Source organism: Martelella mediterranea (assembly GCF_004342225.1).
GTDB classification, from domain to species: Bacteria; Pseudomonadota; Alphaproteobacteria; order Rhizobiales; family Rhizobiaceae; genus Martelella; species Martelella mediterranea_B.
Genome location: NZ_SMAR01000001.1, coordinates 275,724 through 291,981 on the forward strand (window position 1 = coordinate 275,724; position 16,258 = coordinate 291,981).

Genomic DNA, 16,258 nt, shown 5'->3' on the forward strand with positions numbered 1-16,258 from the left:
GAGAGTGACTGGCAAGTTCGTGTTTCTCTTGTGGTTTTCGAATTTCAAATTCACCACACTAGCGCCCCACCTTGTCTGCAGGCCTTTCAGGCGCCTGTTCCAGAAGCCTGGCGACCAGCTCAAGATCGCTGTCCTTTATGGACATTTTTCTCAGATGCTCAACCGTGCTGATCACATAGTCGTGGTTTGCGCCTGCCTTGCCCTGCGCATGGCGCACCATCTGCGCCTGACGGTCAAGGCTGAGCCGGCCCATATACTGCTCATGGGCAGGATCGACCACATAGCAAACGGCCGGTACCGACTGTTCATTGGCAAGCGTGATGGGCAGTATAAGTTCACGGTAGGCGTTGGTCACAAGCTCTCTGGCGCGCAGATACTGCATCACTTCCCGCTCTTTTTCCGCATCGACCGCAAAGGCAACGCCTTCACAGGCGCCACCGCGATCCAGTCCCATGACGAGGCCTGGCGTTTCGCGTGTCCCGCGGTAAATATGAGAGGAAATGCAAAGGCTCCGGTGGTATCCAGAAAGCTGCGCGCGTGTGCGTCGCAGGCTTTCAAAACCCGGATTCCACATTAAAGAGCCATAGCCAAATACCCAGAATTCGTTCATATGCTGTTGCCTGACGCTGATTTGACGAACACAGGAAAAGTGGAGAAGCGCAATGGCGAGGTCAAGCCGGACAGGAAAAGTTCTGAAATGGGCGGTCATCGCCGTTGTCATTCTGGCTGTCCTTTATGCCGCAGGCTGGTTTTTTATTGCCCGAACCGTAAAAGCCCGCATTTTCGCTTTGCTTGAAGGCACAAACGGGCAGGACGTGGTCGTTCAGTGCAGCGAGCTTGGCTATCAGGGTTTTCCTGTGAATTTCGGATTTTCCTGCCGCGATTTGCATGTGCGTGACCGTGCAACGAATATGACGGCTGACCTGCCGGGCCTTCTTGCTCGTGCGCCGGTTTATTCGCCCTGGGCGGTTGAAACCACGCTGGAGGGACCGCTGACGCTCGATAGCGGTCATGGTGTGATGGTGCGTTCTGAATGGAGCGCACTGGGCGGTAAGATGATTTATGGTGATGACGCCCCGCGCTTTCTGTCCTTCAGTTTTGAGGATATGACCACGCGCTTTTCCAATGCTGATGATCAGGAAGGCACGCTGACGATTGAAGGCGGCGAAGGGCTGACGCGCGATAATGAAGGCGACCTTGATGTCGCCTTGTCCATCAGCAATGCGATTTTGCGCCCTCAGAACAAGGCGGATGCTCTGGACCCTGTTTCGATCAATCTGAATGCAACAGTTGAAAATGGCGGCGCGATGCTGGGCGAGCCGATCCGGCTGGAAGCACTCCGGGGTAAAAGTGGCATTGTCGATCAGGCGATGCTGACCATTGGTACGCATGGTTCCCACGTAGCACTTTCAGGCCCCTACAGTTTCGATGCGCAGGGGTATCTGAGCGGTAATTTCAAAGTTGAACTTGCTGGTATCGATATTCTGGCACGTGCGATCGGTATCGCTATCCCCGAATCCGCCAATGCCGTGAACACCATCGCCGGGCTGGTAAATGCACTTGCATCCGGGCAGAAGAGCCTTGCAGTTACAGTTAAGGTTGATGGTGGCAAAGCCTCCATGGGCTTTATTCGGCTGGGCCGGTTGCCGCCAATCTGAGGTTAAAACCAGAGCGGGACCGCTGTTCACTGAAACACGGACCCGCTCTGTCTTTTTCTTTGAAGCTGTTTGCAGACCTCAGACGTTTCCGTCTGACGGCGAAAGGCCTCAGTCTTTACGCTCGATCTTGTGGCGGCCAAAGTCGGGCGCATCGACGTCCTGACCGGCCTCGATGATCGAACGGCGGATCGCCCGGGTCCGTGAAAACAGATCGAAAAGCTTATCGCCTTCACCCCATCGGATCGCGCGCTGAAGATAAGCGAGGTCTTCGGAAAACCGCGCCAGCATCTCAAGAATCGCATCCTTGTTGTGCAGGCAGACGTCGCGCCACATTGTGGGATCGGAGGCCGCCAGGCGGGTGAAATCCCGAAAGCCGGAAGCCGAATATTTGATCACTTCGCCTTCGGTCACGGTCTCCAGATCATCTGCTGTACCGACAATATTATAGGCTATGATGTGCGGCAAGTGTGAGACAATCGCCAGAACCTTGTCATGGTGCGCCGGGTCCATCTGATCGACCATGGAGCCTAGCGCCTGCCAGAAACGTGTCAGCTTATCCAGCGCATCAGGATCAGTGTCATTCTGCGGTGTCAAAATGCACCAGCGGTCTTTGAACAAGCCTTCAAATCCCGCATCCGGGCCAGAGCTTTCCGTACCGGCGATCGGGTGACCTGCGATGAAGTGCACGCCTTCAGGTACATGGGGAGCCATCTGCTCAATGACCGATTTCTTGGTTGAGCCCACATCGGTCAGTATGGCGCCGGCTTTCAGCGATGGTGCAATGGCTTCGGCGACTGCGCCGGAGGCACCGACGGGCACAGAGACGATCACGAGGTCAGCACCACGCGCGGCATCTCTTGGGTCCGTAGTGTAGCGGTCCCCCAGATGAAGCTCTTCGGCACGGCGCAGCGTTTCGGCAGACCGTGTTGAAACGACGATCTCACCGGCCAGACCTTTTGCCCGCATATCACGGGCGATGGATGAGCCAATCAGCCCGATGCCGATCAGCGTCACACGTTGAAAATGCACATCCCTCATCATAAAGCGCCTGTTTTTGCTTTCTGATTCATAAAGGCCTTTAAAGCTTCGATCACGCCGAGATTGGCTTCTTCTGTGCCGATGCTCATGCGCAATGCATTGGGGAACCCATATCCGGCGACAGCACGCAGCACATAACCTTTCGAAGAAAGGTAACGGTCGGCATCCGGCGCGCGCCTGCCATCTTCATCCGGGAAGTGGATCAAAATGAAGTTTGTGACCGATGGCGTGACCTTCAGGCCAAGCGCCGTCAGTTCCTCAGTCATCCGATCAATCCAGCTGGTGTTGAAGGCAACGGCTTCTTCGGTGAAGCCGGTATCCCTGACCGCCTCTGTCGCCGCGGCAATCGCCATCGCATTCAGATTGAACGGGCCACGTACCCGATCCAGTGCCTGTACAATTTCGAGAGGACCGTAAAGCCAGCCGACGCGCAGGGCAGCCAATCCGTATACCTTCGAAAACGTTCGGGTCATCACGACATTGTTGCTGTGGCCGACAAGCTCCATGCCGGATTCATAGTCATTGCGGCGCACATATTCGGCATAGGCAGCATCAAGCACCAGAATGACATTGGCAGGCAGCGCTTCCTGAAGTCTGCGGATCTCCGACATTGGCAAATAGGTACCGGTCGGGTTGCCCGGATTTGCAAGGAAAACCATTCTGGTTTTGTCTGTCACCGCAGCCAGAATGGCATCGATATCGACACGGGCATCCTTTTCTTTCACGGTAACCGGTGTTGCGCCATTGGCCATGATCTGGATTTTATAGACCAGAAAACCGTGCTCGGTGATGATCGCTTCATCGCCTTCACCAAGGTACACATGGCACAGCAGCCCGAGAAGCTCGTCGGAACCATTGCCGCAAATGATGTTTGCCGTGTTCAGACCATAAAGCCCGGCAATCGCCTGCCGAAGGCTGGAGGCCTGGCCATCGGGATAGAGTTCCAGATGTGCGGCAACATGTTTCATTGCTTCCAGCGCCTTCGGGCTGGGGCCGAGCGGTGTTTCATTCGACGACAGCTTATGCACCTTCGCCACGCCTTCGACATGATCTTTGCCGGGCACATAAGCGGCAATATCCATGACACCGGGGCGGGGGGTGGGCTTTATCGTCGAATTACGCATCGGAAACCTCAAAGATATTGTGGGCTGAAACTGCCCGATTAAAACGGAAGAAGGAATAATCAGGATTACCGCGATTGTCGAGGGCGGCAGCGCCCGTCTTTTAAGGGGTGTGTGGCCAGTCAGCTGGTCTGTCCCGGGTCGTGGGAACCCCCTGCGGCGAAAGCGCGGGAACAAGAACCTTGCGCGATGCGCGGGCTGTCACCGGCAGACCCTGATAAAGCCGCTTCTGCGCTTCAACAAGGATGGCGCCGGAAAAGGCTGGCCAGAGCGTTCGTCCTGATCGTTCAAAACTTGAGCGAAACTTCAGCACGGCACGGCTTTTTGAAGGCGGGAAGAACAGCGCTTCGGCGAAGGCGCCGGGGGTGAAATTCGTCTCGCGCAGCAGGCCTGTGATCTGACTTTTCGAATAGGGCCTGCCATTGCCGAAAGGTGTGTGATCGAGACGCGCCCATACACCGCGACGGTTTGGGGCCACGATGACGACGCGGCCTCCAGGTGCCAGAACCCGCCAGAGTTCGCGCATCGTGTCACCCGGACTTTCGGTAAATTCAAGCGCATGGACCAGAAGTACGCGGTCGACCGAGGCGTCGGGCAGAGGCAGTTCCTCATTATAGACCAGTGCGGTGGCTGAAGGGCCTGATGATGGCCAGTTGATTGCACCCTGAGAGGCCGGCATGAAAGCCATGGCGCGTTCTGCATCCGCACTGAAGCGGTCAAGATAGGGGAGGCTGTAACCAAGGCCGACCAGCCGTTCATCCGGCATTTTCGCCCATATCGACGTTAACGCCAAAGAGATCGACTGGGCAGCAAGCCGCCCCAGCCGGGTATGATAGAAAGCGCGCAGATCGACGATATCAGTGTTCATGTGCTGAGTTAATCCCGAGGCCGGTTGGACTTCAAGTGCCAAATCACTACATTGAGAAAAGCAGACAGTATCAGAGGAAGAGCTGATGACCCGACTGGAAATCGCCGTATTCATGTGCCGCTCGGATAATTATGGCGTTCTCGTTCATGACCCTGAAACGGGCCGGACAGCAACCATTGATGCCCCTGATGCGGACGCGGTGGCGGGTGAGGCTGAAAAACGAGGCTGGAAGCTCACGGATATCCTGACGACCCACCACCACAAGGATCATGTCGAAGGTAACCTTCCGCTGAAGGAACGTTATGGTTGCCGGATCGTCGGCCCGGTCGAGGAGGCGGTGGTGATTCCCGGCCTCGATCTTGCTGTGGCGGAAGGCGATCCATTGGAGTTTGCCGGTCACCGGATTGAGGTGATTGAAACGCCCGGCCATACGGCAGGTCACATCTGCTATCACTTTGTTGATGACAAACTGCTGTTTGCAGCTGACACGCTCTTTGCCATGGGCTGCGGTCGGCTGTTCGAACGGCCTGCGGCAGTCATGCTGACGTCACTTGAAAAGCTGATGGCGCTGCCGGACGATACAGAAGTGTATTTCGGTCATGAATATACGCTGGCGAATGCGAAGTTTGCGCTTTCCGTCGATGGTGACAATCAGGTGTTGAAGGAAAGGGCAGAGGCCATCGCAGCGCTTCGCGATGCCGGTGATTTCACGATCCCCACGACCATCGGTCTGGAAAAGAAAACCAATCCTTTCCTGCGGTTTGAAAATCCGGCAATGCGCGCCGGTCTGGAAATGGAAAACGCCAGCAATGCCGAAGTGCTTGCTGAAATCCGCCGGCGAAAGGATCATTTCTGATGACAGCCGATGAGATTATTGAAACGCTCGGGCTGCAGGGACACCCCGAAGGTGGCTGGTTTGCCGAGACCTATCGGGATTTTTCCGACGGTTCTGAACGCGGCGTTTCGAGCCTGATCTATTTTCTGCTCAAACGCGGCGAACGCTCTCACTGGCACCGGCTGCATTCCGCCGTAGAGGTTTGGCATTACTATTCCGGAGATTCGCTGAAGCTGCATATGTCGGGCGATGCGGGGCCTGTGGAAACCGTGGTGCTCGGACCTGATCTGGCCAACGGCGAACGCCCGCAAGCCGTTGTTCCGGCGGGATGCTGGCAGGCCGCAGAAACACGCGGCGATTACACGCTGGTTGGTTGTACGGTCGCGCCCGGATTTGTATTCGACGATTTCGAACTGGCCGTTTCTAAGTGGGTGCCGGGGACTTGATCGGTTTTACCCTGCGTTGCGCTTTTTGAAGATCATATCACGGGCGGCCAGCAGCGCGCCGCCGGTGATCAGGAGGCAGGCCATGATGACGCGCCATCCGGGTTCGCCGAATCTGAACGCGATCAGAATGATTGTTGAAAGCAGAGGTGCTGCATAACTGGCGGCTCCCAGGACCTGAATATTGCCCTTCTTGACGCCAAAATCCCACGCGTAAAAAGCAAGTCCCACTGGAAACAGGCCCAGTCCGATGACAGCGAGCCACTGGCTGATGCTTTCCGGCCAGACCGTTGTTTCAAGCAGGAGATGACAAAGCAGGGACAGAAGAGAGGTCGCAAGACAGAAGCCGGTAACCACATCTGTCGAAACCTTGGCAAAGGAGCGTGAAATCAGCGAATAGCTGGTCCAGGTGAATGCGCCCAGAAATGCCGCTGCATAGCCAAGACTGTATTCTCCGCTCAAAGTCAGTCCCCCGCCGCGCGTCACCAGTATCGCGGTTCCGGCGAAGCCTGCAACGGCACCCAGAATGTGATGCGCCTTCAGCTTCTCGCCGGGAAGCAGCGCCGAACCGACGACGATCAGCAGTGGCCAGAGATAGGCGATCAGCCCGGCATCCACGGCGGGCGCATTGCGAAGGGCGGTGAAATACAGAAAGTGATATCCGAAAAGCCCACCGATCCCGGCAATCCAGACCTTCGGCGGCTGCCGCAGCAGGTGCAGGCGTTCAGGCTTTGCGGTCAGAACCGCGATTCCCGGCAGGCTGGCAATGGCAAAGGCAATAGCAGAAAGCTGAAAAGGCGGGACGTTGCCTGAAGCTGCCGTGAAAAGGGCGAGAAACGACCACATCACAACAGCGGAAAACCCGATCAGCGTGGCGCGGAGTGTCATGAAAAACCTTTGGAGAGAAGAAGGTGTCGGACCAGATCAGCTTAAACGCCGAACTTTGATGCGTAAATCTGAAGCTGCCCGATCTTCAGCGGAATTTTAGCCATCACCGGCGCATAAACCTGCAGCTCATCGTTAAAGGCGAACCAGACAACAAGCTCGCGCGTATTGGCCAGGTATTCGATGTCGTCATCCTCACGCTCATAGCCGGCAATCGGGCGGAAGCGAACCGCGCAGCCAATGGCGCGGCCGGAAAAGCCTGTTGTCGAAAACGGCCGGCTGCCCACAGGCGCAAGTTCGAGATTCAGGCGAGTCTCACCATCGAAAATCGCAATCTCGCCATAGCATGGGTTTTTGGAGGCCGGCAGCAACAGCGCCGAAATGGGATCAATGACGTTTCTGAGGTGCCGCGATTCGACCTCGACCCAGTCCGGTCCGCGCGGACCATGTGGTGGATTGACTTCTGCACTGGTGACACGATTGCGCGAAAAAGCAGCTGAATACGTTCGTTCGTCATCGCCTTCACGGTAGGTCAGATCAAATTGACGGGTCTCCGGCTTGTTGTTTTTCCACACACCTTCTGCCTTAACATCGACGGCAATATCGGAAAACAGGCTGCCAAGTCCGGCAGCTTTGATGTCGGCTGCAATCGAGTAACGGTTGTCCTTCACTGTTGTGTTGAAGGCGGCATTGGCGATTCGGATCCCGGAAAAGGATAGCGTGTAAACCGTTTCCTGCGAGATATCCTCAGCGCTGGCCGAAGCGAATCCCGTCAGGACTATCGAGATAACGGCAAGACAATAAATGGCGGTTCTACGCATCTGGCTTTCCTGAATCGTCAAAAACTTACATTGTTGCTAGACTGTATCTCTAACAGAGAAATAAAAAAACACCGCGAATTTGTGTGTGCTTAACGAAAAACCGGACGTTTGCCTTGACCTCAGCGGGGCATAAGACTATAGAACCGCAACTTTCCAATTATCTGCCAATTGGATCGCGGGGCTAGGTCGTCCCGTTGAAGGCCGTTGGCTGAAGACGAGAATAGGTGAAATTATGTCCCGCACGTGTGAATTGACTGGTAAGGGCGTGCTGTCCGGCAACAATGTCAGCCATGCCAACAACAAGACCCGCCGCAAGTTTCTCCCGAATCTTTGCCGCGTAACCCTGATGTCCGAAGCCACCGGCCAGAGCTACAAGCTGCGCGTTTCCGCTGCCGCTCTTCGCTCGGTCGAGCATCGTGGTGGTCTGGATGCATTCCTGCTGAAGGCAAGTGACAACGAGCTTTCTTCGCGCGCTCGCCTGCTGCGCAAGGAAATTGCCAAGAAGACAGCTGAAAACGCTGCAGCCTGATCGTAGGGCTTTCTGATTAGTCTGGGAGAGCCTTCCGCTTTGCGGTGAGGCTCTTTCTTTATTCAAACGCCGCTGGTGGCATAACCCAGGATAAAAAAATGCGACAGTCTTCGTCTGTTCTCATTTACAGCCTGCTGATGGCAGGTGTCGTTCTCGCCTCAAACATTCTTGTACAGTATCCGGTTCAGGGAGCGCTTTATGGCATTTCTCTGGCAGATCTGCTGACATGGGGCGCCTTTACCTACCCGCTTGCTTTCCTTGTGAACGATCTGACCAATCGGCAGTTCGGACCGGTTGCGGCCCGAAAAGTTGTATTCGTCGGCTTTGTGATCGGTGTGGCCTTTTCTTTCTATGCGTCTGTTCCGCGAATCGCGATTGCCTCGGGTACAGCGTTTCTGGTCGGTCAGTTGCTGGATGTGACGCTGTTCAACAGGTTACGGCGTCAAAGCTGGTGGAAGGCGCCGCTTGTCGGATCGTTCTTCGGATCGATTCTTGATACGGTCCTGTTTTTCTCGATCAGCTTTGCTGCGGTTTTCGTCTTCATCGGCGCCAATGACGAGTTTGCGCTCGGTGTCGCGCCACTCTTCGGTGTGTTTTCGGTCGTCGAAATTCCGCGCTGGATGTCTTGGGCGCTGGGCGACCTTTCGGTCAAGCTCGGCTTCAGCCTGATCATGCTTTTACCCTATGGCGCGCTGATGAGCGTTCTGAAGCCCATGCGCGCGGTTGAACGCACTGCTTAAATCAGAATGAGGTTTTGCGCCTCTGCGGCCAGCTTGCAAGATCAATGAAGGCCCGGTCCGTTGTTTCTGACCGGGCCTTTTTGTATTCTTGATGACTAAAGCACGATGCTTAGATTTAAGGCCAGTCCCGGCCGTCACTGGTCGCCGCTGACGATGGCCTCAACCATCCGTCGCGGGCCTTTCTCCGCAATCATGCGATAGGCACCGGTAACTGCCGAACGAAAAGCAGGCTCGCGGCGCAGCTCCTCATCGAAAATGCTTTCTTCCGAAAGGATGTGGTCAACCAGTGCATCGCCCTCAAGTGTTCGTGCAGCATCCAGCAGGGTTTCTGCCATCGGATCGGTGAGTTTCTCACCGGTGATCTGCTTTTCGCGGATGAAGTGGATCCAGCCTGCAACTGTCAGAGCCAGAAGCGGCCATGGGCGCGCATCATCGATATTGATGGCGACGCCATGTAAGATGCGCTGTGGCAGCTTCTGGCTCGTATCCCAGGCGATCTGTGCCGTGCGATGCTTCAGCTTCGGGTTCTCAAAGCGGTGGGTCAGGGCATCGGCATAGTCTTCCAGGCTGACGCCTTCAATCGGCGGCAGGGTGGGAGCCTGTTCTGACAGCATGATCTGGCGTGCGGCCTTGCGGAAAACCGGATCTGCCATGCAGTCGGAAACGGTTTCGAGATCGGAAAGGCTGCCCAGCATGGCAAGAAATGTATGCGCCCCGTTGAGCATGCGAAGCTTCATCATTTCATAAGGGCGCACATCGTCCGTCAGCATCGCGCCGCCTTCAGCATATGGCGGGCGTCCTGCGGCAAAATCATCCTCGATGACCCACTGGCGGAAGGGCTCGCAAACGATACCGTTTTCATCTTCACGCCCGTCGTTCAGCTCCAGAAGCAGGCCTCTGCCGTAATCATCGAGTGCCGGAACAACGCGATCCACCATGGTCGAGGGGAAGGTCACATTGGCGTCGATCCAGTCGGCAAGCCCGCGGTCACGTTCATGGGCATAGTGTAAAACTGCAGCGCGTGCCAATTTGCCATTGTCGGGCTGATTGTCGCAGGAGAGAACAGTCAGTCCGCCAAGGCCGCGTTCCCTGCGCCGGGCCAGTCCGGCCACAATAACGCCGATTGCCGTTGTCGGATGTTCCGGGTTTTCCAGATCAGCCTGAATGCCCTTGTTCTGAAGGTCAAGATGGCCGTTTTTGCAGCAATAGCCTTTTTCGGTGATGGTCAGGCTGATGACTGACATTGCATCGCCGGCGATATGGTCGAGAAGGGTATCAATGCCGTCACGTTTGGGGTGACAGGTGCCTATGACCACGCCGATCTCGCGTGCGGTGACGCTCTCTGCATCGATCTCAGCGACGGTATAAAGTCCGTTGGCTTCATCAAGAGCGGACAATTCCTCCGCCCCGGAGTTCAAACGCACGGCGATCACGCCCCAGTCACCGCCGGTTTTGTTCAGCCCTTCCTGCAGATAGACCATCTGATGCGCGCGCGCGAAAGCACCGAATCCGATATGCAGAATGCGTGGCTTCAGGGCTTTGCGGTCGCATTCCAGTCCAGCCCGGGTAAAGGTTTCTTGCATTGTCAGGGTCCTCATGTTTCGGCCTTCCAGGCGATAATGCCAGAGGTTTACTACCGCACAGGCACGCTGACAAACGTCAACACGTCATTTCCGGGTAGAAAAAAGGCCTCCCGGTCAGACAAGGACCGGGAGGCCGGAAGATGCTTGCCGCAATCAGAGCGGCAAAGACACGTCGTTCGAAGCAGGCTCGCCGTTCACCTCAAGCACACGTTTTTCGCCATAGGGCAGGATGAATGTGGCCTCGCTGTAGGGCGGCTTGTAGCTGCCTTCGCTGGCCGTGGTAAGCGTCAGGCTGTCGGTGTTGCCCGAGAGCTTGAAACGCATCACCCGGCAATCACCATCCTTCCAGCGCATTGTGTCGCCATCATCTTCATACTGAGTGCTGTCAGCCGTAAATGCGCCTGGAACCGGGAAGACGGCAAAGGTGCGTTTCACGTCTGCTGCAGCGTTGGCACGGTTTGCGCCTTCACTGAGCGGAATGATTGCTCCGGCACGAACAAACAGCGGCATGCTGTCGAGTGTCACAGGAAGCGTGATTTCCGAGCCAGGCATATAATATTCGCCAGTCCAGAAATCCCACCAGCCTGTTTCGTTTTCCGGCAGGTAAACGGTGCGCCCGGTTGCACCCTTTTCCACGACATTGGCCACCAGAAGATCACGCCCAAGCATGAAGTCGTCGGTTTCCTCATAGGTGCGCAGATCGCGGGGGTGATCCAGGAAGGTCGGGCGGATCATCGGTTCGTGATCGACCGTTGCCAGCCATGTCAGCGTGTAGAGATAGGGTGTCAGACGATAACGGAAGTTCAGAGCCGCGCGGATCTGCGGCAGCACTTCAGGATACATCCAGGCTTCATTGGCCGTGCCGTCATCGTTCCACGAATGGATCGTCAGGCGCGGGTGGAAAATCCCGTTTTGCACCCAGCGGACAAAAAGCTCTGGTTCCGGTTTCGGGCCGGAAAATCCACCGACATCGTGGCCGACATTATAGATGCCGGAAAGCGAGAGGCCCAGTCCCATACGGATGTTGTAGCGGATCGTGTCCCAGCGCGTGTAATTGTCGCCGGTCCATGTCTGAACGTAACGCTGAATGCCGGGGCAGCCAGCACGCGAAATCAGGTACTGCCGGTGATCCGGACTGAAAGCCTGTTGTGCTTCCAGCGAGGCACGACTCATCAGCATGGAATGCAGTGGACGAATAACGGAAATCGGAATTTCGTGGCCAAAACCATGGCAGCGGGCTTCGTCATCCCAGATTTCGTATTCGTTGTTGTCGTTCCAGGTGCAGGCGATACCTTTTTTCAGCAGTTGTTCGGTTACACCGGCTTTCCACCAGTTGACGGCATCCGGATTGGTGAAATCGAGATGCGCGCCGGAATCATCCCAGTAAACGGCATCGGCATAGGTGTCTTCTTCGCTGTCCTTGACGAACAGACCGGCTGCAAGAGCTTCGTCGAAGCGCGGATGGTCCTGCAGAAGTGCCGGTTTGATATTGGCGATCAGCGTCAGCCCGGCATCGGAGAACTTTTCCGACATGGTCTCAACGGACGGGAACTTTTCATAATTCCAGTTGAAGACGTAACGTTTGGGGCCGATGGAGGTATAGCCCGAAGACATCTGAAAGCTGTCGCAGGGAATGTCGTGCTCGGAGAGTTTCGACAGAAAACCTTCAAGCTCCTGCTGTGCGTTTGGACGATCGGTATAGGCCATCGTCGAGCCAGAATATCCCAGTGCCCAGCGCGGCATGAAGGCCGTGCCGCCGGTGAGTTTGGTCTGACCCTTTACTAGGTCGATGAGCTCCGGTGCCCATGCGAAGTAATAGTCAAGGTCACCGTCGAGCGCGCGATAGGCGCGGAACGGCTTATGATAGTTGTCGAACTCGTTACCGAGATCGAACCAGCAGGACGACAGGTTGTCATAAAAAACCGAAAAGGCACCAGCATCCGGTGTGGCCGTCAGTGTGACTGGCAGATGCTTGTAAAGCGGATCGGTCGATTTGGCGTCATAGCCCATTGCATCGAGATTGCGCATCTCGAAGCGACGGCCTGAGCGCTCCAGATTTCCCGCCTTTTCACCAAGCCCATAGACCTTTTCGCCGGGCTTTCTGAGAAGAAAGTGGCTGTTGCGATGGTCACGGATGCCAAGCATGTAAGCGCCGGTAGGGCGCTCTTCGGCCACAAGCCGCCAGTTGCCGTCTGCCTGCTTTGCTTCCCAGCGCATGGTCAGCGGCTGTTCAATAATCAGCCGCAGCGTCGTTGTCGACAGCGTGATGGCTTCACCTTCTTCGAGGCTGAAGGCTGGTCGTGTGAAGCCTGAAAAATCGTCACGGGAGCGGCCTTCAAAAGGGACGTCTTCAGTTGGTGCCACAGACCATGTGCGATCCAGCCGCCATTGCCCGTCTTTCTTGAGGGAGACCCTGAAAAGGGCCTCCTCCAGCACGGTGACTTCGAGCGTGTGTCTGTCATCGACAGTCAGGCGAATGCCGTTTTCGTGTTTGTCGGCAAGTACCCAGTTTTTCAGTGTACGCATTGTATCTTACCCTGCATATCCAAGGAGCCAGCGCGGCAGCGACAGGCTGATTGCGGGAATGTACGTGACCATCATCAGTACAACGAGCAGCGTCAGGAAGAACGGGATCAGTGGTTTGATCACTTTCGGAATCGTTGTTTCGCCTACAGAGCAACCGATAAACAAGGCCGATCCTACAGGTGGTGTGCAGATGCCAACGCAAAGGTTCAAAGTCATCATGACGCCGAATTGAACCGGATCCATGCCGAGCTTTTCAACAACCGGCAGCAGGATCGGGGTGAAGATCAGCAAGGCCGGTGTCATGTCCATAAACGTGCCGACAACCAGCAAAACGACGTTCAGGATCAGCAGGATCATGATCGGGTTATCCGACAGGTTCAGCATATAGTCGGAGATCATGTTCGGGATGTTCCCGAAGGCCATTGCGCGTGACATGGCGATCGAGCAGCCGATCATCAGGAGAACGACCGAAGTGGTGACCGCTGATTCCAGAATGATGGATGGCAATTGCTTGATCGAGGTTTCACGATACCAGACGAAAGCCAGCAACAGCGTATAGACGACGGCGATGGCCGAGGCTTCAGTCGCCGTGAAAATACCGGCGATGATTCCGCCCATGACGACGACGATCAGGCCAAGCGGGAGGATGGCGTCGAGGCCTTTGGTGACGAACTCACGGGTGCTGGGACGGGGTTGGGTCGGGTAGCCACGCTTTTTGGCGATGATACCAGCCACAATCATGATTCCAAAACCCATGAGAATGCCGGGAACATAACCGGCGACAAACAGCGCTGCGACCGATGTGCCACCGGTGATCAGCGAAAACACAATGAAGGTCGCGCTTGGCGGGATCAGAAGCCCGGTGGTGCAGGATGAGATATTGACCGCTGCCGAGTAGGCCGGGTCATAACCTTCCTTTTTTTGCAGTGGCGACATAACGCCGCCGACGGCGGCGGCCGAAGCAACAGCCGAGCCTGAAAGCGCGCCGAACATCATGTTGGCAAGAACATTCACATGCGCCAGAGAACCGGGAAGCGCGAAACCGATCACCTTGGCAAAATCAATGAGCCTGCGGGCGATGCCGCCGCGGTTCATGATATTGCCTGCCAGAATGAAGAACGGGATTGCCAGCAGGGTGAAGGAATCAAGCCCGGAGGCCATCTGCTGGGCAACGATAAAGAACGACTGGTCAAAGCCGACAAACAGCATGAAGGTGAGTGCTGCTGCGACACCGATTGCAAAGGCAATCGGAACGCCGATCAGCATCAGGACACCAAAGCTGCCGAACAGGACCAGAGGGGCGTAAGACATCAACATTTTATTGTCTCCTTAGTCCAGCGGGCCGCCGGCGGCTTCGCTTTGTCCGATTTCAACATCATCATCCCGGTTGATGACCTTGAGTGCCATCTGAATGCAGTAAAACAGGATGATCGCGCCACCGATGGGAATAGCCAGATAGATGTAGCCCATAGGCAGTTGCATCGCCGGTGAAACCTGGCCGTTGGCCAGTGTGCGTGCGACCAGTCCGCCGCCGCCCTTCATCATCACCATGATTGCGAAGAACGCGATGATGACGAGTACCAGGAGTTCGGAAAGCTTCTTGCGCCAGCCGGAAAGGGCAGGGGAGAGCAATTCAATCGCCAGATGGCGGCCTTTGCCAAATGTATAAGCACCGCCGATCAGAGCCAGCCAGATAAACAAAAAGCGCGAGATTTCGTCTGTATAGATCGATGGCGTCTGAAGCACATAGCGGCTGAAAACCTGCCAGACGACACATGCGACCATGACGGAGAAACCGGTGACAATAACGACGCCAAGTATAGCATCAAGAACACCGGCAATGCCGTTTACGATACGGCTGAACGTGTCGGGTTTCTGACTATCAGACATCCGACCCTCCCTTGTGTCTGTTTTTACGCAGCCCTTGCTGACCCGAGAGTCCCGGCTGATGGTCTTCAGATTGCCTCAATTTAAAAAATTGGTCAACCAATTAGTGAATTTGGTTGACAAGGGTGGGAAATTGGTCGACCTTTTTAATCAGTCGCCACGAACTTGGCACCTGAAGACGGCGGCTGAAGCATCCAACTATTCCTGAATTGAAAAGGTGCCGGGAGGACAGATATGAAAGTCTTGACCAAACTCGCTCTGGTGTCTGGTGCGGCTGCCGTCGCATTCGCCGCTTCGGCCGAAGCGCGTACGCTGCGTCTGAATCACAACAACCCGCCGGATCATCCCCTGCATGCTTCGATGCAGTACATGGGTGAGCGCCTTTCCGAGCTGACCGATGGTCGCTGGGACATTCAGGTGTTCCCGAACGGTCAGCTGGGTAACCAGCGCGAATCCATGGAACTGGTGCAGAGCTGCGCGCTCGATATGGCCAAGAGCAATGCTTCTGAGCTGGAAGCGTTTGCACCGGCATATTCGGCGCTGAACCTGCCCTACCTCTTTGTGAATGAAGATCACCTCTTCGATGTTCTGACCGGCGATATCGGTACGGAAATTCTCGACTCGTCCTATGATAAGGGATTTCAGGGTATTGGGTTCTTTGTTGAAGGCGCCCGCTCATTTTACGGCAATAAGCCAATCTACACGCCAGAAGATCTTCAGGGCATGAAAATCCGTGTTCAGCCAAGCCCGTCTGCCATTCGCATGGTTGAGCTGCTTGGTGGCAGCCCGACGCCGATTGCCTGGGGCGAGCTATACAGTGCCCTGCAGCAGGGTGTTGTCGATGGTGCTGAAAACAATCCGACCGCGATGACCACCGCACGTCACGGCGAAGTTGCCAAGCACTTTTCGCTTGATGAGCACACGATGATTCCGTCGGCTGTTGTGATTTCGAACTGCGCCTGGGATCAGATGTCCGATGAAGATAAGGCTGCCTTCCATGAAGCTGCTGTTGATGCGGCTGGTTTCCACCGTGAAGCCTGGGACAAGATCGTAGAGCAGGCCATGGTCGACATGCAGGAACAGCTCGGTGTTGAGGTTAACGAGGTCGATAAGGCTCCGTTCGTTGAAGCTGTTCAGCCGATGTATGAGGAAATTACTTCCAAGTCGCCTGTTATTGCCGATCTGGTTGAGCGCATTCAGGAAGAAGGCAAGAACTACGGCGGTCAGTAATCTCATCGCCTGATAATCGAAAATGACGGTCGCCTTTTTCCGGCGGCTGTCACCGCAGCAAAAAACGAAAACAAAAGTTGTTCTGGTGGAGGAT

At 55.7% G+C, this 16,258-nt stretch carries 16 protein-coding genes; 6 read left to right on the forward strand and 10 right to left on the reverse strand.

What is annotated here, in order from left to right; genetic code table 11:
- Window positions 1–58 precede the first annotated feature (58 nt).
- On the reverse strand, window positions 59–610 hold the full coding sequence (locus EDC90_RS01245; protein WP_132307687.1) for a gamma-glutamylcyclotransferase: 552 nt from the start codon (window positions 608–610) through the stop codon (window positions 59–61).
- Window positions 611–662: 52 nt separating this feature from the next.
- Between EDC90_RS01245 and EDC90_RS01250 the strand changes: the two genes are divergently transcribed.
- The gene (locus EDC90_RS01250; protein WP_132307689.1) at window positions 663–1,658 is read left to right on the forward strand and encodes a DUF2125 domain-containing protein; all 996 of its coding nucleotides are present in this window, start codon (window positions 663–665) and stop codon (window positions 1,656–1,658) included.
- Between the two features lie 108 nt (window positions 1,659–1,766).
- On the opposite strand, the gene EDC90_RS01255 is transcribed toward EDC90_RS01250, so the two are convergent.
- The 3 genes from EDC90_RS01255 to EDC90_RS01265 all read right to left on the reverse strand — a co-directional run bounded on the left by EDC90_RS01255 (window position 1,767) and on the right by EDC90_RS01265 (window position 4,685).
- On the reverse strand, window positions 1,767–2,696 hold the full coding sequence (locus EDC90_RS01255; protein WP_165972700.1) for a prephenate/arogenate dehydrogenase family protein: 930 nt from the start codon (window positions 2,694–2,696) through the stop codon (window positions 1,767–1,769).
- Window positions 2,696–3,820, reverse strand: coding sequence for a histidinol-phosphate transaminase (gene hisC / locus EDC90_RS01260; protein ID WP_132307693.1), 1,125 nt, complete (start codon window positions 3,818–3,820; stop codon window positions 2,696–2,698). The genes EDC90_RS01255 and hisC overlap by 1 nt, the downstream gene beginning before the upstream one ends.
- A gap of 100 nt (window positions 3,821–3,920) precedes the next feature.
- On the reverse strand, window positions 3,921–4,685 hold the full coding sequence (locus EDC90_RS01265; RefSeq protein WP_132307696.1) for a class I SAM-dependent methyltransferase: 765 nt from the start codon (window positions 4,683–4,685) through the stop codon (window positions 3,921–3,923).
- Between the two features lie 85 nt (window positions 4,686–4,770).
- On the opposite strand from EDC90_RS01265, the gene gloB reads away from it, so the two are divergent.
- Together gloB and EDC90_RS01275 are read left to right on the forward strand one after the other, a co-directional pair.
- The gene (gloB, locus tag EDC90_RS01270) at window positions 4,771–5,541 is read left to right on the forward strand and encodes a hydroxyacylglutathione hydrolase (RefSeq protein ID WP_132307698.1); all 771 of its coding nucleotides are present in this window, start codon (window positions 4,771–4,773) and stop codon (window positions 5,539–5,541) included.
- Window positions 5,541–5,966 (forward strand): cupin domain-containing protein, encoded by a 426-nt coding sequence (locus tag EDC90_RS01275; protein ID WP_132307700.1) that lies wholly within the window; start codon window positions 5,541–5,543, stop codon window positions 5,964–5,966. Before gloB ends, EDC90_RS01275 begins: the two co-directional genes overlap by 1 nt.
- A 6-nt stretch (window positions 5,967–5,972) precedes the next feature.
- Here EDC90_RS01275 and yddG read toward each other — a convergent pair whose 3' ends face one another.
- Complete coding sequence (gene yddG / locus EDC90_RS01280; protein WP_132307702.1) at window positions 5,973–6,851, reverse strand: aromatic amino acid exporter YddG; 879 nt, start codon at window positions 6,849–6,851, stop codon at window positions 5,973–5,975.
- A 41-nt stretch (window positions 6,852–6,892) separates the two neighbouring features.
- Window positions 6,893–7,669, reverse strand: coding sequence for a DUF3108 domain-containing protein (locus tag EDC90_RS01285; protein WP_132307704.1), 777 nt, complete (start codon window positions 7,667–7,669; stop codon window positions 6,893–6,895).
- A gap of 232 nt (window positions 7,670–7,901) precedes the next feature.
- Between EDC90_RS01285 and rpmB the strand changes: the two genes are divergently transcribed.
- Both rpmB and EDC90_RS01295 read left to right on the forward strand, forming a co-directional pair.
- Window positions 7,902–8,198, forward strand: a complete 297-nt coding sequence (gene rpmB, locus EDC90_RS01290; protein ID WP_132307706.1) for a 50S ribosomal protein L28 — start codon at window positions 7,902–7,904, stop codon at window positions 8,196–8,198.
- 98 nt (window positions 8,199–8,296) lie between these two features.
- A complete protein-coding gene (locus tag EDC90_RS01295) occupies window positions 8,297–8,938 on the forward strand; it encodes a VUT family protein (RefSeq protein ID WP_132307708.1) in 642 nt (213 codons plus the stop codon).
- A gap of 134 nt (window positions 8,939–9,072) precedes the next feature.
- Here EDC90_RS01295 and EDC90_RS01300 read toward each other — a convergent pair whose 3' ends face one another.
- From EDC90_RS01300 to EDC90_RS01315, 4 genes are all read right to left on the reverse strand, one after another.
- Window positions 9,073–10,521: a mannitol dehydrogenase family protein gene (locus EDC90_RS01300; RefSeq protein WP_132307710.1), complete on the reverse strand. Its 1,449-nt coding sequence runs from the start codon at window positions 10,519–10,521 to the stop codon at window positions 9,073–9,075.
- Between the two features lie 153 nt (window positions 10,522–10,674).
- Window positions 10,675–13,047, reverse strand: a complete 2,373-nt coding sequence (locus tag EDC90_RS01305; RefSeq protein ID WP_132307712.1) for a glycoside hydrolase family 31 protein — start codon at window positions 13,045–13,047, stop codon at window positions 10,675–10,677.
- Between the two features lie 6 nt (window positions 13,048–13,053).
- Window positions 13,054–14,364 (reverse strand): TRAP transporter large permease, encoded by a 1,311-nt coding sequence (locus tag EDC90_RS01310; protein ID WP_207903818.1) that lies wholly within the window; start codon window positions 14,362–14,364, stop codon window positions 13,054–13,056.
- 12 nt (window positions 14,365–14,376) lie between these two features.
- Window positions 14,377–14,937 (reverse strand): TRAP transporter small permease, encoded by a 561-nt coding sequence (locus EDC90_RS01315; RefSeq protein WP_132307714.1) that lies wholly within the window; start codon window positions 14,935–14,937, stop codon window positions 14,377–14,379.
- Window positions 14,938–15,168: 231 nt separating this feature from the next.
- Here EDC90_RS01315 and EDC90_RS01320 point away from each other — a divergent pair, with 231 nt between their 5' ends.
- Window positions 15,169–16,164, forward strand: coding sequence for a TRAP transporter substrate-binding protein (locus EDC90_RS01320; protein ID WP_132307716.1), 996 nt, complete (start codon window positions 15,169–15,171; stop codon window positions 16,162–16,164).
- The last annotated feature ends 94 nt before the right edge of the window (window positions 16,165–16,258 follow it).